Here is an 18,703-nt window from a genome sequence, read left to right as displayed (position 1 = left end):
TGTATCGTCCTCCGCATTTCGAATGATTCGAGACGCCAATGAAGCTTTTCGACTGCCCGCATTGCGGCCACCGTCTCTATTTCGAGAACGCGCAATGCCTGAACTGCGCCAGCCTCGTGCTCTACGATCCCGAGCATGCGCGCTTCGCGCTGTCCGGCGCCGACGTATTCCATTGCACCAATGCCGACGAATGCGCCTGCAACTGGATGGCGGAGCCCGGCCACGCCTTCTGCCGCGCCTGTGCGCTGAACCAGCTGATCCCGGATCTGTCGGTCGACGGCAACCGCCGCCGCTGGATCCGTGTCGAGGCGGCAAAGAAGCGTGCCGTGTATTCGCTGCTCGCCTTCGGCCTGCCGGTCGCACCCAAGAAGGACGTTGGCGACGAGACCGGCCTCGCTTTCGATTTTCTTGCCGATCCGATCGGCGGCGGTCCGGGCGGCGAGCGTATCCTGACCGGCCACGACAACGGCCGGATCACGCTCAACGTCGCCGAGGCGGATTCGGCAGAGCGCGAGCGGCGACGCGTCGAGATGGGCGAGAACTACCGCACGCTGCTCGGCCATTTCCGCCATGAGCTCGGCCATTACTATTGGGACCGCCTGATTCGCGACGATCCGCAGAAGCTTGCCGGTTTTCGCGCTTTGTTCGGCGACGAGCGCGCCGACTACGAACAGGCGCTGAAGACCTATTATGCCGATGGCGCGCCGCCCGACTGGCAGCAGCGCCATATTTCGGCCTATGCGACGTCGCACCCATGGGAGGACTGGGCCGAGACATGGGCGCATCACATGCACATCACCGACACGCTGGAGATGGTGCATGCTCTGAATTTCCCGCTCGGTCGGCTGGAGACCGTCGAAGCCAACGAGCTGCCGCGCGCCGATACCGGCGGCGAGCTGCAGCCGGCACCATCGGAACCCGCCGCCAGGCCGGAGCCTTTCGAAAGAATCCTCGACCGCTGGCTGGTGCTGTCGGAGGCGTCCAACTCGATCAACCGCTGCATGGGCCTGCCCGATCTCTATCCCTTCGTCATCTCGGACGTGGCGGCGCAAAAACTTGCTTTTGTTCACGAGCTTTTGACCGACCTGCCGAAAACGACTGGAACAAATCGTGAGCCGGCGGAAGCCTTTTAGCCGGAACGCATGCGGCTTTGCTTCGTTTTCCGTCCCAAGGGACTGTGAAACGGAGAGAAGACCATGAAACGCATATTGTTTCCGGCGGTGGCCGGAGCGCTCATAGCGATGTCGGGTTCTGCTTTGGCCGACACCGCCGTCTCGGCCATCACTGATCTCAATGTACGCGCCGGCCCCGGCCCGCAATATCCGGTGATCGGCGTGCTCGCGGCCGGCCAGTCGGCGACGCTCGACGGCTGCATCGCCAACAGCAAATGGTGCACCATCGCCGAGGCCAACGGCCAGGGCTGGGTCTATTCCGACTATGTGACGGCCGATTTCGGCGGCAGCCGGGTGGTCCTGACACAGCGTCCGGCCAGCGCCGACATTGCCGTCGTGACGCCGCCCGCCGATAGCGTCGAATATTCCGACAGCTATACCGGAGCGATCGTCGCCGGCGAGGCGATCGAGCCTATCCGGAGACCGCCGGCCGAGATCCGTACCTATGTCCGTACGCATCGGCTCGATCCGGTCTATCTCGAGGGCGAGGTGGTGACGGGCGCTACGTTGCCTGACACCGTCGAGCTGCGTGAGATTCCAGACTATGATTACCGCTACGTCTATGTGAACGGCCAGCCGGCACTGGTCGATCCGGGCAGCCGGCGTATCGTGTACGTCGTGCGCTGACGTTGCAAAACAGGGCGGTCGCCCTGTAATGGCGGCCGCTCGCACTCCCGACATTGCCACAGACCGGTGTTGCCCCTGCAATACCGGTTTCCACATCGGGGCCGATGTTCTAGATCTTGCGAGCCGAAGCACCAGCCAGCGAGCCCGCGTGACGATCGACCCAACCGCCTTCCAACTGTACCGGCACACCGCCAACAACAAGAGCACTTTGCCGCGGCTTCTGCTTGGAACGGCGGTCGTTATCCTGTTCTGGCTCGGAACGACTGCCGCCGTGCTGTTCGGCGGCGCCTATGCCTTTGCCGTTTGGCAGGCGTCGTCTGGCACCGCCCCGCCAGGTGGAGGAGCGGTGCAGGATTTCATGGCCTCTCCAGCGGGCATCCTGGCGGCGCTGGCTTCATTTGCCGGAATCTGGCTCGGCCTTTGGGCTGCCATGCGCTGGATCCATCGCGAGAAGCTGACCGCCCTGATCGGCGTCAGCCGGCGCATTTCGTGGTCGGGGTTCCTGAAAGGGCTGGCCGCGGTGCTGATCACCTCGCTGCTTTCCGAGATCCTGCTTTATGGTTTGCAGCCCGACATCACGCGCGGCGCGATCGGCCTGTCCTCGTGGCTTTTGTTCCTGATCCCGATCGCCGCCCTGACCTTTCTGCAGACCTCGTCGGAGGAGATGCTGTTTCGCGGTTATCTGCTTAGGGGTCTGGCGAGGCGGTTCCAGAACCCTTTCATCTGGGCGCTGCTGCCGGGATTGCTGTTCACCTCGCTGCACTGGAGCCCAGGTTCGAGCGCTGCCATCAATGCCTGCGTGCTGGCCTCGATCGCCGCCTTTGCGCTGTTGCTGACGCTTCTGGTCTATGCAACCGGCAATCTCGGTGCCGGCTTCGGCGCCCATCTCGGCAACAATCTGACCGGCTTCCTGCTGATTTCGCATCAGCAAAGCTATAATTCCTTCGCCCTGTTCAACGCCAAGCCGCTCGAAGCCGCCGGCTGGACGACTTTAGATGCCGCCCTCATCGCTGCGATAGGGATCGTCAGCAGCCTGTTGACCGTTCTGCTGCTTTTGCATCCGCGCTCGCCGCTGAAGGTCGAGCCGGATATGGTGCGCGCCGGCAGCGTGCGCTGATGCGCCTTGCTTGGCCGTCCTGAGGATATTTGGCGCAAAGCTGACCAAAGCTTGACTCCGCGGCCGATTTCCTGTCTACACGCCGCGAATTCCGCGACGAGTATTCCTCCGAGCAAACCGACCGGGACGCCGAAACCTCTTTGAGGTGAAGTGCTGTAAATCGATCCCGGAGGCCAACACCCGGCAGCGCTGTGCGCCCCCGGGTGCTTTTTGGCTTTGGGCTTTGCCCGGACCGGCTTTTGCTTGGACAGTTGGCGCGAACGCATTACCTCTCGGGCATCATCCGGGTGCCAGGGAAAAGGAAAAAGAATGTTTGAATCGCGACAGGAACGCACAAGAGGCGTTGAGGGCCATCGGCCCGACAGGGATCAAAATGAATCCAAGGCGCTGTCGCGCGGCGGGTTGACCAATGTTTGAGTCCCTACAAGAGCGCCTTGGCTCCATCCTGAACGGCCTCACCGGCCGCGGCGCCTTGTCGGAGGCTGATGTCTCGGCGGCGCTGCGCGAGGTGCGCCGTGCGTTGCTCGAGGCCGACGTGGCGCTGGAAGTGGTGCGTTCCTTTACCGACAAGGTGCGCGAGAAGGCCGTCGGCGCCGCCGTGGTCAAGTCGATCAAGCCCGGCCAGATGGTCGTCAAGATCGTCCATGACGAGCTGGTCGAAATGCTCGGCGCCGAGGGCGTCGCCATCGACCTCAACGCACCGGCTCCGGTCGTCATCATGCTGGTCGGCCTGCAGGGTTCCGGCAAGACGACGACCTCGGCCAAGATCGCCAGGCGCCTCACCGACCGTCAAAACAAGAAGGTTTTGATGGCCTCGCTCGACACGCGGCGTCCCGCCGCGCAAGAGCAGCTCCGCCAGCTCGGCGAGCAGGTCAAGGTCGCCACATTGCCGATCGTCGGCGGCCAGACGCCGGTCGATATCGCCCGCCGCGCCGTGCAGGCAGCCAAGCTCGGCGGCCATGACGTCGTCATCCTCGACACCGCCGGCCGCACCCATATCGACGAGCCGTTGATGGTCGAGATGGCCGACATCAAGAAGATGTCGTCGCCGCACGAGATCCTGCTGGTCGCCGATTCGCTGACCGGCCAGGACGCCGTCAATCTGGCAAAGAGCTTCGACGAGCGCGTCGGCATCACCGGCCTCGTGCTGACCCGCATGGACGGCGACGGTCGCGGTGGTGCAGCGCTCTCGATGCGTGCCGTCACCGGCAAGCCGATCAAGCTGATCGGCACCGGCGAAAAAATGGACGCGCTGGAGGAATTCCACCCCAAGCGTATCGCCGACCGCATCCTCGGCATGGGCGACATCGTCAGCCTCGTCGAAAAGGCGGCCGAGAACATCGACGCCGAGCAGGCGGCGGCAATGGCCAGGAAGATGCAGTCGGGCAAGTTCGACCTGAACGACCTCGCCGGCCAGCTTCAGCAAATGTCGAAAATGGGCGGCATGGGCGGCATCATGGGCATGATGCCCGGCATGGGCAAGATGAAGGACCAGATGGCCGCCGCCGGTCTCGACGACAAGATGTTCGGCCGCCAGCTCGCCATCATCTCGTCGATGACCAAGGCCGAGCGCGCCAACCCCGATATTCTGAAGCACTCGCGCAAGAAGCGCATCGCCGCCGGCTCGGGCACCGACGCTGCCGAAATCAACAAACTGTTGAAGATGCATCGCGGCATGGCCGACATGATGAAGGCGATGGGCGGCAAGGGCAAAGGCGGCGGCCTGATGCGCGGCATGATGGGCGGGCTCGCTTCCAAGATGGGGCTCGGCGGCATGATGCCTGGCGGCCCAGGCGGTCCCGGAGGCGGCATGATGGGCGGCGGCATGCCGGATCTCTCCAAGATGGACCCCAAGCAGCTCGAAGCCTTGCAGAAGCAGGCCCAGGCGGCCGGGCTCGGCGGCATGAAGGGCTTGCCCGGTGGTCTTCCCGGCGGCGGTGGCCTGCCTGGGCTGCCCGGCGGTATGAAACTTCCCGGCCTGCCGGGCGGTGGCGGGCTGCCTGGCCTCGGCAAGAAGAAGTGAGGGCGCCATGAACGAAGAGAAGGACATGGCGGACGCGCGTGCGGCGCTGGCCAATTATCGCGCCTCGATCGACAACATCGACGCGGCGCTGATCCACATGCTGGCCGAGCGCTTCCGCTGCACCAAGGCAGTCGGCGTGCTGAAGGCGGAACACGGCCTGCCGCCTGCCGACCCGGCGCGCGAGCAGCAGCAGATCGCCCGCCTTCGCCAACTGGCGAAGGACGCCCATCTCGACCCGGATTTCGCGGAGAAATTCCTGAACTTCGTCGTCCGCGAAGTGATCCGCCATCACGAGCAGATCGCCGCATCCAACGGCGTGACGAAAACCGGCTGAAGACCAGCCACCAACCGATCAACCAAATCAGAGCTTTTAGGAGAAAAGAAATGCCACTGAAAATCCGATTGGCCCGTGCGGGCTCGAAGAAGCGTCCCTATTACCATGTCGTCGTCGCCGACGCGCGTTCGCCGCGCGACGGCCGTTTCATCGAGTCGCTCGGCTCGTGGAATCCGCTGCTGCCCAAGGACGGCGAACGCGTCAAGGTCGACGCCGAGCGCGTCAAGCATTGGCTGGCGCACGGCGCCCAGCCGACCGACCGCGTGCTGCGCTTCCTCGATGAAGCCGGCATCGCCAAGCGCGAAGCCCGCTCCAACCCGAAGAAGGCCGAGCCCGGCAAGAAGGCGCAGGAGCGCGCAGCCTTGCTGAAGAAGGCGCAGGAGGATGCCGCCGCGGCCGTTGCCGCCGCTGCAGCCGCGCCGGCCGGGGCGGAAGCCGCCAGCGCCGAATAAATCTTCTCCACAACCACGAAACGGCGGGCTTTGCCCGCCGTTTTGCCGTTCATCTGCATGGTGCGGCCGATCAATAGCCCTCTGGGCAGCTCGCAACGTACACACGACCGTTACGATCGCGATAACGGCACTGGCCGCTTTCGCTGGCACGGCCGATCAGCGCACCGGCCAAGGCGCCGGCCGCACCGCCGATCACCGCGCCCTTGGTCGGGTTGCCGGCCACCGCAGCGCCGACCGCCGCACCGCCCAGGCCACCAACGGCCGCGCCTTGCTCAGTACGGGAACAGGCACCGAGCGGCACCAGCAGGGCCATCAAGATCATCACCTTTTTCATTGTCGTTCCTCTCCAACAGGGTGCCGTCCTCGCCGCTGCACCCCCTAACTCGCAACCAGGCGATTTGATCCAAAGAAGAAGATCGGCTGCCGCCCGGCGGCGCTCAATTTGATCCAAAGAGTAGAAAAGCGGCGGCGGACCACACCCTCTCCGGCGGCGTGGTCACCATCGAACGGCTTTCGAAGTCGCCACTATTGGCTGAACGGGATCAGCGCACGCACCCTTGGATCGCGCAGATACAGGCCACCCCAGAGGATGGCCCCGAGATAGACGCCGAACAGTATATGCGAGAACAAAGGGCTACCGATACGCACATGCGTGGCGACGGCGCCGCCGAGATAGGCGGTAAGCAGGATGGCACCGAGCACCGAGGTGCGTGGCAGCGCGTAAAGCACGGTCGAAACCAATCCAATGATGCCGAGCATGCGCGAGACATTGGCATCGGCCGGCCAGCCGAGTTGCACCATGGTCTGGGTGACGATTTCGAGTGGCGGCAGCTTGATGACGCCGTCGAAGATCATGAACAGCACGATGACGGCGCTGAGCGCGCGGCCGGCCCATAGGGCACGCCGTGAGACGGGTGCTGCCTGAGACATGGTCATTGATGTTCCCTCCGGTCGTTGTGAGCACTGGCTCTTTCGCCAGCTCGAAACCAAGGACGCGGCCCATGACGGCAATCCGACACGCCTCCAGCTCTTTTTCAGCTCCGGGGGACGGCGACCTTGGATGTGCAAGTTCAGCCGGCAACCAACCTGGCCAGGTCCACCTTGCGTGGTGAGGTGGAGGGCGTTATTGAAAATCCGTAGGGGTGTCTTCCGACGCTCGACGGCAGCAGCCGCCTGATCGCACGACGAAAGCAACCGATGGCCGGAGAGACCGACCTGAAAAAGTTGCTGGCGGCAATGACGCCGGAATTGCTTGCCGGCGTTCATGTCTTCACCACGTTGCCACCCGATGCGCCCGTTCCCGACAGGCTCCACCCGGTGATGCTATTTCGCGAGCGCGAGGGCATGACGCTGATCGTGCTTGAAGACCAGGCCAAGGCCGCTGGCCTGAAACCCGTGTTCCGCTGCCGGATGCTGACGCTGAACATCCATTCGTCGCTGGAAGCGGTCGGCTTCCTCGCCGCCATCACCGCTCGGCTGGCCGCCGCCGGCATCGGGGTCAATCCGGTCTCGGCCTTCTACCACGATCATCTGTTCGTGCCCGCCGACCGGGCGGAGAAGGCGCTGGAGTTGTTGTTGGACCTGGCGGAGGAGAACCGGCTGTGACACCGGCGCCTTGCTGCCTATTTGAGACGCCTGTGCTGCCCCTCATCCGCCTGCCGGCACCTTCTCCCCGTGAACGGGAAGAAGGGCGCTAACGGCCGAAGGCCGAGCCCGCGACTGCGGGCCGCCGGTTATCCGGCGCCCCCGCGGAGGGCCAGCCGCGAAGCTGCGATGCGGCCCGTGAGCGAAACAACGGCCGAAGGCCGAGCCCGCGACTGCGGGCCGCCGGTTATCCGGCGCCCCGGCGGAGGCCAGCCGCGTAGCGGCGATACGGCCGTGAGCGAAAAGTTATGCTGCCTTCTTCTTCGGCTGGATCAGCCCGCGCTCGACCAGCAGCTCGGCGATCTGCACCGCATTGAGTGCCGCGCCCTTGCGCAGATTGTCGGAGACGATCCACATCGACAGGCCGTTGTCGATGGTCGAGTCCTCGCGGATGCGCGAGATGAAGGTGGCGTCCTCGCCGGCCGATTCCAGCGGCGTGATGTAGCCGCCGTCCTCGCGCTTGTCGATGACCTGGCAGCCCGGCGCCTCGCGCAGGATCTCACGCGCCTCATCGGCGGTGATCGGCTTTTCGAACTCGATGTTGACCGCTTCCGAATGGCCGATGAACACCGGCACGCGCACGCAGGTCGCCGTCAGCTTGATCTTGGGGTCGAGCATTTTCTTGGTCTCGGCCACCATCTTCCACTCTTCCTTGGTGAAGCCGTCGTCGAGGAAGACGTCGATATGCGGGATGACGTTGAAGGCGATACGCTTGGTGAACTTCTTGACGTCGACCTGGTCGGCGACGAACACCGCGCGCGTCTGCGTGAACAATTCGTCCATGCCTTCCTTGCCGGCGCCGGAGACCGACTGGTAGGTGGCGACGACGACGCGCTTGATGGTGGCGGCGTCATGCAGCGGCTTCAGCGCCACGACCAGTTGCGCCGTCGAGCAGTTCGGGTTGGCAATGATGTTCTTGCGCGTGAACAGCGAGATCGCATCCGGGTTCACTTCCGGAACGATCAGCGGCACGTCCTGATCGTGACGGAAGGCCGACGAATTATCGATAACGACGCAGCCCTGCTTGCCGATCTTCGGCGACCATTCCTTGGAGACGTTGCCGCCGGCCGACATGATGCAGATGTCGGTGTCAGAAAAATCATATTGGTCGAGCGCCCTGACCTTCAGCGTGCGGTCGCCGAACGACACTTCCGTGCCCTGGCTGCGCCGCGAGGCCAGCGCCACCACCTCGCTCACCGGAAAGCCGCGCTCCTCCAGTATGTTGAGCATTTCCCGGCCCACATTGCCCGTGGCGCCGACGATCGCAACCTTGAAACTCATCAGAAATCTCCTGTCCCTCTCCACTCGGTTTCTGGAGAAAACCCGCCGGCCGATGCGGGTTTCAACCCCCGGGCCGGACCCGGGAGAGGGTGGTTAGGCCAAGGGAATCAGACCGTTTTGGTGGTCGTTTTGCCGGTTTTTTTGAGCAACAACGTGATTTTGCTGGAACGAGGAGACGCAGCGACGCGCCCGGCCCAATGGTTCGCATCGGGGCCGGGGATGTCGAATGCAAGGAGCGCCATCAGAAGGCCGCGCATCGAAAACTATCCCGTTCGGTGCCGGCTTTTACGCGGTTTGCGTCCAGAGTCAATCGCAACCAGGCCGACCCGCCCGCCCTGTACAATGACAGCGGCACGAAGTACGAACGAGCATCGTCTGGCTCGTGGCGCCCGTCCGTGGCGCTTGCCGACATTTGACCCGTCGCCGGGTATTCAGAATCCGAATTTCGAAAGAGCAAGATGTCCAATTTCGAAGCTATTGTTCCCGCGCTGGCAAAGGCGCTGGAAAAACGCGGCTATGTCGAGCTGACGCCGGTGCAGAAGGCCGTTCTCGAGCTTGGCCAGGCCGATGCGCTGGTTTCGGCCCAGACCGGCTCCGGCAAGACTGTCGCCTTCGGCCTGGCCTTGGCGCCGACCCTTCTCGATGGCGCGGAGCGCTTTTCCCATGCCGCGGCACCTTTGGCGCTGGCCGTGGCGCCGACGCGGGAGCTGGCCCTGCAGGTAACGCGCGAGCTGGAATGGCTCTACGAACTGACCGGCGCCACGGTGGCGTCCTGCGTCGGCGGCATGGACATGCGCACCGAACGGCGCGCGCTGGAGCGTGGCGCCCATATCGTCGTCGGCACGCCCGGCCGCCTGCGCGACCACATCACCCGCAATTCGCTCGACATGTCGGCGCTCAAGGCAGTGGTGCTCGACGAGGCCGACGAGATGCTCGATCTCGGCTTTCGCGAGGATCTGGAATTCATCCTCGATGCTGCCCCGGCCGAGCGCCGCACGCTGATGTTTTCCGCCACTGTGCCGCGCTCCATCGCCACGCTGGCCAAGGGCTATCAGCGCGATGCGGTGCGCATCTCGGCCTCCGGTGAGGAAAAGCAGCATCTCGACATCGAATACCGGGCGCTGAGCGTCGCCCAGGCGGACCGCGAAAACGCCATCATCAACGTGCTGCGCTTTTACGAGGCCAAGAATGCGCTGGTGTTCTGCAACACCCGCGCCGCCGTCAACCATTTGACGGCGCGCTTCAACAACCGCAACTTTTCCGTCGTGGCGCTGTCCGGCGAGCTTAGCCAGAACGAGCGCAGCCACGCGCTGCAGGCGATGCGCGACGGCCGCGCCAAAGTCTGCATCGCCACCGACGTCGCGGCGCGCGGCATCGACCTGCCCAATCTCGAGCTGGTCATCCATGCCGACCTGCCGACCAACCCGGAGACGCTCCTGCACCGAAGCGGGCGAACGGGACGGGCGGGACGCAAGGGCGTCAGCGCTCTGATCGTGCTGAACAATGCCCGCAAGCGCACCGAGCGGCTGCTGCAGAGTGCCGGCCTTGCGGCGACCTGGGCGAGCCCGCCCTCGGCCGACGACGTGATCCGGCGCGATGACGAGCGCATTCTCGCTGATCCGGTCTTCAGCGAGCCTGTGAAGGATGAGGAGCGCGGCTTCGTCCAGGCGCTTCTCGATCAGCACGGACCCGAACAGGTTGCCGCCGCCTTCGTGCGGATGTGCCGCTCCAGCCGCTCGGCGCCGGAGGATCTTCCGGACGTGGCGCCGTTCAGGCCGTCGGGCGAAAAATTTGCGCGCCGGGACGAGGCGCCGAGCCGCCGCGACGATTTCGGCGACAGCGTCTGGTTCTCGCTGTCGGTCGGACGCCGGCAGAATGCCGAGCCGCGCTGGCTGATCCCGATGCTGTGCCGGACAGGCGGCATTTCCAAGCGCGAGATCGGCGCCATCAAGATGCAGCCGGAGGAAACCTTCGTGCAGATCGCGGCGGACTGGGCCGAGCGCTTCCTCGCTGCGATCGGTCCCGACCGCAAGCTGCAGGGCAACATTGCGGTCAAGCGGCTGGACGGCACGCCGGATTTGTCGCGGGCCGGCCATCAGGAACCACGGCCCGACAAGAAGCCGCACCGCGGCAAGCGCACCTTCGATCAGAACGCGCCCAAATTCGAGAAGCGCGCACCGGTCGACCAGCGCCCGGCATTCGAGGCAAAGCCCTGGGCCGGGAAACCGGCCAAGGCGAAGTTCGAAGGCGGACCGGCGAAACACAAGAAATCGAAGAAACGGCCGGGGTAAATAGCCGGCACTCTCCATTTCCGCACGCCCCTTGCGGTCTGCCCGAACTTTGCACAGTCTGGGCCGGGCAATCGGGGGCAAAACATGCGCGGCGAAGTTCTTCATTACGACGAAGACCAGGGCTTCGGGTTCATCACCGGAGCCGACGGCAACCGCTACACTTTGGCACGCGAAGATTTACGCCGCGAAGCATCGGTTGCCGGAGGCACGACAGTCGAATTCCAGCCGGCTGGCGGACAGGCACGCGATGTTTTTTCGATCCGCGCCCAACCTGCCAGTGCGCCCGCCGACGCCTCCCCTGCAACCGCCGCGCCATCTCAGGCCGGCAATGCGCCAGCGGCACGTCAGCCGCAACATTTCGGCCGTTCCGTTGAACAAAGTCCGGCCGAATCCGCCAGCCTGTGGAACTATTTCTGGCTGGGCCTGACCGAGAATTACTTCAACTTCGCCGGCCGTGCCCGCCGCAAGGAATATTGGGGCTATTGCCTGTTCTGGACGATCGCGCTGATTGTGGCGATAGGATTGGGCGTCTTCATCGACAATGCCATGGGCAATCTCGACAACAGTGAATTGCCGGCAGTGACGGTCGGCCTCTCGGGCCTCTTCCTGCTGGCGACAGCCCTGCCGTGGTTCGGGCTCAACGTGCGTCGCCTGCACGATATCGGCCTGACCGGCTGGCTCATCCTGCTTTTCCTGATCCCGACCTTCGGCACCGTGATCATCCTGATCTTTGCGTTGATCCCGACCCAGCCGCGCGAAAACCAGTGGGGTCCGGTGCCGGCGGGAACCAGGGTTTAGCCGGAGCATCCCTCCACTTCGTCATCCCAGGGCGGAGCAAGGAGCGAAGCGACGCCGCGCAGACCCTGGGATCCATGCCGTTACCTCGCGGCAGTGCGCCTGCGGACCAGAACCGCACGCTATCACCCTGTTCCGCGAAAAGTTCGAACCTCTCTGGATTGTTTTCTCGATCAGCTCGATCTTCCATTGGCGTGGCCAGCGCTTCGGCGACTTCTCGCGCTGGATGGCGTCACGAATGTCGAAATGTTCCTCGTACCAGACCAGACGCTGCACGCCGTAACGGCTGGTGAAGCGTGAGCCTTGGCCGGTTTTGTGCTCCGGCACACGGCGGCCGAGATCGTTGGTGACGCCGATATAGATCGTGCCACGCTTCTGGCTCGCGGTCATGTAGGCATAGCCGGTCATGATGTAAGCGTAGTTGGCGCTGTTGGGGATGCAAGTGTAGTTCTGAACCGCTGCATTCTTCGGCTGATGTGACGGCATGGATCCCAGGGTCTGCGCCGCGTCGCTTCGCTCCTTGCTCCGCCCTGGGATGACGAAGGCGGGGGTTACGGCTAATCGCAGATGTTGGAGATTGGCGGCTGGAGATGATCCGACAACTCCCGGCCACAATCCCTCTTTCAGGCTCAACGCATTAGATCATCTGCGTGCAGAGGCACCAGTTGCGGCATCCCCGGTCGCCGCCCAGCGGAGGTCGACCGCCATAGGATTAGCCCAGGAATTTGGCGATGATCGCATCGCCCATCTCAGCGGTGCCGACCTCGGTCATCCCCGGCGAATGAATATCCCTGGTGCGCAAGTCCTGGTCGAGAACGGCGGCGATCGCGCCTTCCAGCCGGCCGGCCTCGGCCACCATGCCGAAGGAATAGCGCATGCACATGGCGAAGGAGGCGATCATGGCGATCGGATTGGCGATGCCCTTGCCGGCAATGTCGGGCGCCGAGCCGTGCACCGGCTCGTAGAGCGCCTTGCGCTTTTTTGTCTTCGCATCCGGCGCGCCGAGCGAGGCCGACGGCAGCATGCCGATCGAGCCGGTCAGCATGGCGGCGATGTCGGACAGCATGTCGCCGAACAGATTGTCGGTGACGATGACGTCGAACTGCTTGGGCCAGCGCACCAGCTGCATGCCGCCGGCATCGGCCAGCATGTGGTCGAGCTTGACGTCGGCATACCTGGCCTTGTGGGTTTGCGTGACGACCTCGTTCCACAGCACGCCTGATTTCATCACATTGCGCTTTTCCATCGAGGTGACGTGGTTCTTGCGCGTACGTGCCAATTCGAAGGCAACGCCCGAAATGCGCTCGATCTCGAACGTATCGTAGACCTGCGTGTCAATGCCGCGCTTCTGGCCGTTGCCGAGATCGATGATTTGCTTCGGCTCGCCGAAATAGACGCCGCCGGTGAGCTCGCGCACGATCAGGATATCGAGGCCTTCGACCACTTCCTGCTTGAGCGAGGAGGACGCCGCCAGCGCCGGATAGCAAATGGCGGGTCGAAGATTGGCGAACAGTTCCATGTCCTTGCGCAGCCGCAGCAGACCCGCCTCCGGACGCACCTCGTAAGGCACCGCATCCCATTTCGGCCCGCCGACGGCGCCGAACAGCACCGCGTCCGCCGCCATTGCCTTGGCCATGTCGGCATCGGAGATCGCCGCGCCGTGCGCGTCATAGGCGCAGCCGCCGACCAGCCCCTCGTCGGTGACGAAATCGCTGCCGAACCTGTCGTTCATGGCGGCGATCAATTTCTTCACCTCGGCCATCGCCTCGGGGCCGATGCCGTCGCCGGCAAGCAGGAGAAGATTTTTCGAAGCCATGAGAACCGTCCCGATTGTTTTAGCGCACGAACGCGGCCTTGCTAAACGCCAAGCGGCCGGCGCGCAAGCCTGCGGTTCAGAGCATCGGACCCAAAAGCGGAAACCGGTTTTGGGAAAATCCGGTGCTCAAGACAAATCGCCTACAGATGCGAGAGAATGTTGACCAGCCTGCCGAATGGGTCGCGTACGAAGAAGCGCCGCACACCCCAGGGTTCGTCCGCCGGCCCGTATTCGATGACGAAGCCGGCGGCCTTCATCGCTTCCAGCGCCGCATCGACATCGTCGACCTCGATCGACAGGTCAGGCACCGGCGTGCCGGAGCCACCTTGGGCCATGAAGCTGACCTGTACGGTCATTGTTTCTTGCGAGCCGTAGGTCGTAATCCAGCCTTGATCCATCAGCACGTCAAGACCAAGCACATCCTGATAGAAGGGTTTTGCCGCCGCGATATCCTGCGTGTCTATGTTTGCAACGATGCGTCTGACCTTCACCATGGGCCGATCCTCGTTCTAACCGTGTCGTTGTCGCAACCGTGACAGGCATCAGGCTGTGCGCCGTAGCGCCGTCACCTCGATCTCGATCTTCATCTCCGGCTTGTTGAGCTGGCACACGATCATCGTTGCCGCCGGCCTGATCTCGCCAAACGCCTCGCCGAGGATCGGGAACACCACATCCACGAAAGCCGCATCGGTGATGTAGTAATGTGCCCGCACCACGTCGGCCATTTCGAAACCGCCATCGGCGAGCGCCTTGGCGATCGTTGCCAGGCAATTGCGCGTTTGTGCCTCGACGGTCTCCGGCATCGACATGGTCGCATAATCGTAGCCGGTCGTTCCGGACACGAAACACCAGTCGCCCTGCACCACGGCGCGCGAATAGCCGGCGGTCTTCTCGAAGGGCGAACCGGTGGAGATCAGTTTTCGCATGGTGTCCTCCGATGGTTGTGAGTATTTTGCAGGGACGACGCCGATCCCGCCATGGGCCAACACAGATGGATAGGCGGTGCAACATCTTTGATGTCGGCGGGACGGCCTTCTGCCGGGCGTTCGTCGTTCGGAAAGTCAGGCAATTAACTTCACCTTCGCTACGCGGACCACTCCTTACCCCGCTAGGGGAGGTCGGCAGCTTCGACGGCCGCTGCAATTTCTGCTTGCATTGAGGAACAAAAACAGAACTATATAAGTATCCGCGAGGGCAGTCGCAGTAACTCCGAGGGAGGATCAGAACCATGTCATGCCGCGTCGACGCGCTGGCGCCCGCATTTGTTGCAGGGCTTTTGCGCGTGCCGCTGTTGGCGCTGCTCCTCGCGGGGATTGTGGTGCTTAGCGCAATGAGCAGTTCGGCACACGCCGCCGGCAAGGATTATGCTGCCTGTTTCAGCGACGGCAAGGTCGGCGCCGACGAGCAGATCGCCGCCTGCACCGCTATTGCCGAGGACAGCGAGGAGATCCCCGATCTGCGCGTGAACGCCTATTTCGTGCGCGGCCTAGCCTACACCCGGAAGAACGATATCGACCACGTCATCGCCGATATAACCGACGTCGTCGTGCTCGATCCGACTTACACGCGCGCTTTTACCAATCGCGCCATTGCCTGGGAAGACAAGGGAGACTTCGATCGAGCCGTTGCGGACTATACGCGCGCGATCACGCTCACGCCGGACGATGCCAGCCTCTACGTCGATCGCGCCGGGGCGCTCGGCAAGAAAGGCGAGCACGATCGCGCCATTGCCGATTGCGACAAGGCGATCGACATCGACCCTGCCAACGAGATGGCCTATGGCGTGCGCGGCATTGCCTGGAAAGACAAGGGCGACGCGGCGCGGGCCCAGGCCAATTATGACAAGGCACAGAGCGTGCGAACGGACCCTGTCACGCCTTACCATGACCGCGCCCTGTCATGGATCGCCAAGGGCGAGCGCAGGCGCGCCGAAGCCGACTGCAAGCATATTGCCGGGGTCGATGTAGACAAGGGGCGCGATTGCGCGCGCCTGATCATCGAGGCTTTGGGCGAACCGGACGACGGCAGTGGCGGCGCAACCGGCTCAAGCGCCGCTTCCGCCCAAAATGCGAATGGAGTGGAATGGCAGAACAAGGGCGACCATACCCGCGCCATTGCCGCGTTCGACGAGGCGATCCGGCTGGATCCGGCAAACTCCAATTTCTACTTCAACCGCGCCAAGAGCTGGGGCTCAAAGAAAGACTATGCGCGCGCTCTTGCAGATCTGGATGAAGTCGTCCGCCGCGACCCGGCCGACGCCCAGGCCTACCGAGTACGCGGCATGATGATGGCCCGGATCGGCAATTCAAAGGAGGCATTTGCCGATCTCGACAAAGCCATCTCTTTGATGCCGGCCGATCCAAAGTCGTACTTTATCCGGGCCCTTGTCTGGAAGGCCAGCGATCCGGACAAGGCAATCGCCGATCTGGACAAGGCAATCGCGCTCGATCCGACCAACGCCGATTACCGCAAGGAAAGGCTAAGCGTTCAACTCGACAAGCGCAGGGCAATTCCGAAAACCGCGCAAGCAGCCGACCCCGTGGCCAGCCAGGCTTATGATGCAGGCGCAGCCGCCGACGCGCCGGCCGCGCCACCAGCGGCCAAGCCAGCCGCACCTCCCGCATACGAGCCGCTGCAACTCTACCCCAAGAAGGAGGATCATTCCGAACTCGTTGCCTGGAATCTGAAATGGGGGCTAGAGCAACAGCTCCAAGGGGATGTCGCCGGCGCAATCGATGCGTTCAGCTTTGCGATCCAGCTCGACCCCTACAACGCCGAAGCGTTTTACGACCGGGCGCTTGCCGAGGCGTCGCAAGGCAACGACGCCCTTGCCGCCACCGACTGCAGGCGCGCCGTCGACCTCGACCCGAAGCGGGCGGGCTCCTGCATCGAACATGCGCCGGGCGAACCAGCCCGGTCGGCCGTCGGGAAGATAAGAGACCCCGCGGCTGCAAAAGTCCTGATCGAGCGCGCCGAGGCGCGACTTGCAGAATATAGCAGCAGCGGCGCGCTTCTCGATCTGGCAAAGGCCATCAGCCTCGACCCGGACAACGCCGACGCCTATCTCGTCCGCAGCCGCGCCAGGGCATTGAACGGCGACGAGGCCGGGGCCGCAGCGGATTGCCGGCGCGCCACCGAACTCGATCCGAAGCGGGCCGGAGCCTGCGGCGGACAGGTTGCCGACGGTGAACGCGGACCGACCCCGCAGCCGGACAGTCAGGAGGCGAAGCCTCAAGCTCCGGATATCATGGCCACGGACGACACGCTGGCGGCAAAGGCCTTGGAGGCGAAGGACCCGCGCGCGCTGGAAGCGGTGCTTGGCGGTGATGCCTTCCTGGACATGGGCAAATACGACGAGGCGATCGGCGCATATGATCAGGTGATCGCGCTCGATCCCAACAACCGCTTCGGCTATTTCGGCCGCGGCAGGGCCTGGACCGCCAAACGCGACTACAGCAGAGGGATTGCCGATTACGACAAGGTCATCCAGCTCGCTCCCGATTTCGCCGCGGCCTATTTCCGCCGCGGTCTCGCCAAGGTGACTACCGACGACGCCGACGGCGCTCTCGCCGATTGCGACCGCGCCGCAACGCTCGAGCCGAAGGCGCGCGACGCTCACTATTGCCGGGGCATGGCGTGGCACGCCAAGGGCGACGCAGGGCGCGCGATCGCCGCCTATTCGGTGGCAATCGTGATCGACGCGAAGGATGACGCCAGCTATTACGCGCGCGGCATGGCGCGGGCCGACCAGAAGGACTATGACGGCGCCATCGCCGACTTCGACCAGGCCATAAAGCTCAATCGTCGCAATTCAGACTATGCGGTCGCCCGCAAGGCGACGGTGGCTGCGCTGGCAAAAGGTGCTGGCGCGCCGGACGCCGTCGGCTCGGATCAGAAAAACCTCAAGGCTTTCATCGATCGCGGCGATGCCTTCTACGACAAAGGCAAATACGATCGCGCCATAGCCGAATACAGCAAGGCGATTGCGCTCGATCCGAGAAAGGCCTCGGCCTATGTCGGCCGCGGCACGTCGCTTGTCGAGAAGGGCATGTATGACGCAGCCATCAACGACTTCGGCAAGGTGATCGAACTCTATCCCAGCTATCTAGACGCTTATATCGGCCGCGCCGTCGCGTGGACGAACAAGAACGAACTGGATCGCGCCATCGCCGACTATAGTCGCGTGCTCGCATTCAAACCGCAATATGCGCCGGCTTATTTTGCGCGTGGCAGCGTCTGGTTCACCAAGGGCGACTTCGACCAGGCGATTGCCGACTTCGACCAGGCGCTGAAGTTCGATCCAAAGATGGCCCCCGCCCGCAAGGGCCGCAAGTTGGCGATAGTGGCAAGAGACGAAGCGAACGCATCGAAGATGTCGGGCAAGGCCGCTGGCCGGGCTGGCGAGCAAGTGACCAGGCCGGGTTGGACTTCGCTGGCCGCGCAGACGTTCAACAAGGGTCGAGCGCTGTATGGAAAGGACGACTATGACGGCGCCATAGCCCTTTACGACAAGGCGATTGCGTTCTTTCCGGCATTCCACGATGCCTATCTGGCCCGCGCCATGTCATGGGAGGCCAAGGGCGATTACGCTCATGCCGTGGCTGATTACAGCCAGGCGATCGCGCTCAACCCGAATTTTGCCGAGACCTACTATGACCGCGGCCAGAACCGCGGTTCCCAGGGAGATTACGACGGGGCGCTTGCGGATTACGACAAGGCCATCACCCTCAATACCAAGGACGCAAGGGTCTATGCCGATCGGGGTCTCATATGGATGGGCAGACATGAGGACGCCGCGGCACTGCGCGATTTCGAAAGGGCGCTCAGTCTCGACCGCAAAAATCTCTTTGCCTATCTGGGCCGGGGCGTCATACGGATCAGCAAGGCGGACTATGACGGGGCCATCGCCGATTTAAGCCAGACGATAAAACTCAAGCCGGATTTCGCCACCGCCTATAAAGTGCGAAGCCGCGCGTGGGACACCAAGGGCAACCATAAGCGTGCCGAGGCCGACCGCAAGAAGGCATTGCGCCTCGGAGCGAAGTGAGGCTTGGCTTTTCGAACGACGAACGCCCGGAGCGGCAGCGAAGGGCCGAGGCCGGCAGGACGGAGGCGATGGAAAGGATCCCGACAAACTGCTTTTTCCTGCAG

General features: G+C 63.5%; 17 protein-coding genes and 1 pseudogene. 10 read left to right on the top strand and 8 right to left on the bottom strand.

Annotated features, from left to right (window positions below):
* Positions 1–38: 38 nt before the first annotated feature.
* The 6 genes from NKI19_RS26465 to rpsP all read left to right on the top strand — a co-directional run bounded on the left by NKI19_RS26465 (position 39) and on the right by rpsP (position 5,725).
* Positions 39–1,133 (top strand): zinc-binding metallopeptidase family protein, encoded by a 1,095-nt coding sequence (locus NKI19_RS26465; RefSeq protein ID WP_352491668.1) that lies wholly within the window; start codon positions 39–41, stop codon positions 1,131–1,133.
* Positions 1,134–1,196: 63 nt separating this feature from the next.
* Positions 1,197–1,799 (top strand): DUF1236 domain-containing protein, encoded by a 603-nt coding sequence (locus NKI19_RS26460; protein WP_292664090.1) that lies wholly within the window; start codon positions 1,197–1,199, stop codon positions 1,797–1,799.
* 148 nt (positions 1,800–1,947) lie between these two features.
* Positions 1,948–2,916 carry a CPBP family intramembrane glutamic endopeptidase gene (locus tag NKI19_RS26455; protein WP_352491669.1) on the top strand — a complete coding sequence of 323 codons (969 nt, stop codon included), beginning with the start codon at positions 1,948–1,950 and terminating at the stop codon, positions 2,914–2,916.
* A 409-nt stretch (positions 2,917–3,325) separates the two neighbouring features.
* Positions 3,326–4,939 (top strand): signal recognition particle protein, encoded by a 1,614-nt coding sequence (gene ffh, locus NKI19_RS26450; RefSeq protein WP_352566666.1) that lies wholly within the window; start codon positions 3,326–3,328, stop codon positions 4,937–4,939.
* Between the two features lie 7 nt (positions 4,940–4,946).
* Positions 4,947–5,273, top strand: a complete 327-nt coding sequence (locus tag NKI19_RS26445; protein WP_352491671.1) for a chorismate mutase — start codon at positions 4,947–4,949, stop codon at positions 5,271–5,273.
* A 50-nt stretch (positions 5,274–5,323) separates the two neighbouring features.
* The gene (rpsP, locus tag NKI19_RS26440) at positions 5,324–5,725 is read left to right on the top strand and encodes a 30S ribosomal protein S16 (RefSeq protein ID WP_352491672.1); all 402 of its coding nucleotides are present in this window, start codon (positions 5,324–5,326) and stop codon (positions 5,723–5,725) included.
* A 70-nt stretch (positions 5,726–5,795) separates the two neighbouring features.
* Here the strand turns inward: rpsP and NKI19_RS26435 are convergent, their stop codons facing one another.
* Positions 5,796–6,059, bottom strand: a complete 264-nt coding sequence (locus NKI19_RS26435) for a YMGG-like glycine zipper-containing protein (RefSeq protein WP_023680734.1) — start codon at positions 6,057–6,059, stop codon at positions 5,796–5,798.
* A gap of 191 nt (positions 6,060–6,250) precedes the next feature.
* Positions 6,251–6,661: a DoxX family protein gene (locus tag NKI19_RS26430; protein WP_352491673.1), complete on the bottom strand. Its 411-nt coding sequence runs from the start codon at positions 6,659–6,661 to the stop codon at positions 6,251–6,253.
* Positions 6,662–6,922: 261 nt separating this feature from the next.
* Here NKI19_RS26430 and NKI19_RS26425 point away from each other — a divergent pair, with 261 nt between their 5' ends.
* Positions 6,923–7,330, top strand: a complete 408-nt coding sequence (locus NKI19_RS26425; protein ID WP_352566668.1) for an ACT domain-containing protein — start codon at positions 6,923–6,925, stop codon at positions 7,328–7,330.
* A 285-nt stretch (positions 7,331–7,615) separates the two neighbouring features.
* Here the strand turns inward: NKI19_RS26425 and NKI19_RS26420 are convergent, their stop codons facing one another.
* Together NKI19_RS26420 and NKI19_RS26415 are read right to left on the bottom strand one after the other, a co-directional pair.
* Entirely contained in the window at positions 7,616–8,650 is a 1,035-nt protein-coding gene (locus NKI19_RS26420; RefSeq protein WP_352566670.1) for an aspartate-semialdehyde dehydrogenase, read from the bottom strand.
* 107 nt (positions 8,651–8,757) lie between these two features.
* Positions 8,758–8,907, bottom strand: coding sequence for a hypothetical protein (locus NKI19_RS26415; protein ID WP_352491676.1), 150 nt, complete (start codon positions 8,905–8,907; stop codon positions 8,758–8,760).
* Positions 8,908–9,108: 201 nt separating this feature from the next.
* Between NKI19_RS26415 and NKI19_RS26410 the strand changes: the two genes are divergently transcribed.
* Together NKI19_RS26410 and NKI19_RS26405 are read left to right on the top strand one after the other, a co-directional pair.
* Positions 9,109–10,941, top strand: coding sequence for a DEAD/DEAH box helicase (locus NKI19_RS26410; RefSeq protein ID WP_352491677.1), 1,833 nt, complete (start codon positions 9,109–9,111; stop codon positions 10,939–10,941).
* Between the two features lie 84 nt (positions 10,942–11,025).
* Positions 11,026–11,739: a DUF805 domain-containing protein gene (locus NKI19_RS26405; protein ID WP_352491678.1), complete on the top strand. Its 714-nt coding sequence runs from the start codon at positions 11,026–11,028 to the stop codon at positions 11,737–11,739.
* Between the two features lie 124 nt (positions 11,740–11,863).
* Here NKI19_RS26405 and NKI19_RS26400 read toward each other — a convergent pair.
* From NKI19_RS26400 to NKI19_RS26385, 4 genes and pseudogenes are all read right to left on the bottom strand, one after another.
* Positions 11,864–12,144, bottom strand: a pseudogene (locus NKI19_RS26400) (GIY-YIG nuclease family protein); the annotation flags it as partial.
* Between the two features lie 304 nt (positions 12,145–12,448).
* Positions 12,449–13,552 (bottom strand): 3-isopropylmalate dehydrogenase, encoded by a 1,104-nt coding sequence (leuB, locus tag NKI19_RS26395; RefSeq protein ID WP_352566671.1) that lies wholly within the window; start codon positions 13,550–13,552, stop codon positions 12,449–12,451.
* Positions 13,553–13,692: 140 nt separating this feature from the next.
* Positions 13,693–14,043, bottom strand: a complete 351-nt coding sequence (locus NKI19_RS26390; protein WP_352491738.1) for a VOC family protein — start codon at positions 14,041–14,043, stop codon at positions 13,693–13,695.
* A gap of 51 nt (positions 14,044–14,094) precedes the next feature.
* Positions 14,095–14,478 carry a RidA family protein gene (locus NKI19_RS26385; protein ID WP_352491680.1) on the bottom strand — a complete coding sequence of 128 codons (384 nt, stop codon included), beginning with the start codon at positions 14,476–14,478 and terminating at the stop codon, positions 14,095–14,097.
* Between the two features lie 302 nt (positions 14,479–14,780).
* Here NKI19_RS26385 and NKI19_RS26380 point away from each other — a divergent pair, with 302 nt between their 5' ends.
* A complete protein-coding gene (locus tag NKI19_RS26380; RefSeq protein WP_352491681.1) occupies positions 14,781–18,599 on the top strand; it encodes a tetratricopeptide repeat protein in 3,819 nt (1,272 codons plus the stop codon).
* Positions 18,600–18,703: the final 104 nt, after the last annotated feature.

It is taken from the genome of Mesorhizobium sp. M0751, assembly GCF_040320265.1.
In the GTDB taxonomy this organism is placed as follows: domain Bacteria; phylum Pseudomonadota; class Alphaproteobacteria; order Rhizobiales; family Rhizobiaceae; genus Mesorhizobium.
The sequence above is the reverse complement of the archived record's forward strand: the minus strand, read 5'-3'. Positions and strand labels throughout refer to the sequence as shown.

What these genes read in the sequence shown, in the direction of transcription:
- NKI19_RS26465 (WP_352491668.1), top strand. Translation starts at nt 39, where the DNA reads ATGAAGCTTTTCGACTGCCCGCATTGCGGCCACCGTCTCTATTTCGAG.
- NKI19_RS26460 (WP_292664090.1), top strand. Translation starts at nt 1,197, where the DNA reads ATGAAACGCATATTGTTTCCGGCGGTGGCCGGAGCGCTCATAGCGATG.
- ffh (WP_352566666.1), top strand. Translation starts at nt 3,326, where the DNA reads ATGTTTGAGTCCCTACAAGAGCGCCTTGGCTCCATCCTGAACGGCCTC.
- NKI19_RS26445 (WP_352491671.1), top strand. Translation starts at nt 4,947, where the DNA reads ATGAACGAAGAGAAGGACATGGCGGACGCGCGTGCGGCGCTGGCCAAT.
- rpsP (WP_352491672.1), top strand. Translation starts at nt 5,324, where the DNA reads ATGCCACTGAAAATCCGATTGGCCCGTGCGGGCTCGAAGAAGCGTCCC.
- NKI19_RS26435 (WP_023680734.1), bottom strand. Translation starts at nt 6,059, where the DNA reads ATGAAAAAGGTGATGATCTTGATGGCCCTGCTGGTGCCGCTCGGTGCC.
- NKI19_RS26430 (WP_352491673.1), bottom strand. Translation starts at nt 6,661, where the DNA reads ATGACCATGTCTCAGGCAGCACCCGTCTCACGGCGTGCCCTATGGGCC.
- NKI19_RS26425 (WP_352566668.1), top strand. Translation starts at nt 6,923, where the DNA reads ATGGCCGGAGAGACCGACCTGAAAAAGTTGCTGGCGGCAATGACGCCG.
- NKI19_RS26420 (WP_352566670.1), bottom strand. Translation starts at nt 8,650, where the DNA reads ATGAGTTTCAAGGTTGCGATCGTCGGCGCCACGGGCAATGTGGGCCGG.
- NKI19_RS26415 (WP_352491676.1), bottom strand. Translation starts at nt 8,907, where the DNA reads ATGCGCGGCCTTCTGATGGCGCTCCTTGCATTCGACATCCCCGGCCCC.
- NKI19_RS26410 (WP_352491677.1), top strand. Translation starts at nt 9,109, where the DNA reads ATGTCCAATTTCGAAGCTATTGTTCCCGCGCTGGCAAAGGCGCTGGAA.
- NKI19_RS26405 (WP_352491678.1), top strand. Translation starts at nt 11,026, where the DNA reads ATGCGCGGCGAAGTTCTTCATTACGACGAAGACCAGGGCTTCGGGTTC.
- leuB (WP_352566671.1), bottom strand. Translation starts at nt 13,552, where the DNA reads ATGGCTTCGAAAAATCTTCTCCTGCTTGCCGGCGACGGCATCGGCCCC.
- NKI19_RS26385 (WP_352491680.1), bottom strand. Translation starts at nt 14,478, where the DNA reads ATGCGAAAACTGATCTCCACCGGTTCGCCCTTCGAGAAGACCGCCGGC.
- NKI19_RS26380 (WP_352491681.1), top strand. Translation starts at nt 14,781, where the DNA reads ATGTCATGCCGCGTCGACGCGCTGGCGCCCGCATTTGTTGCAGGGCTT.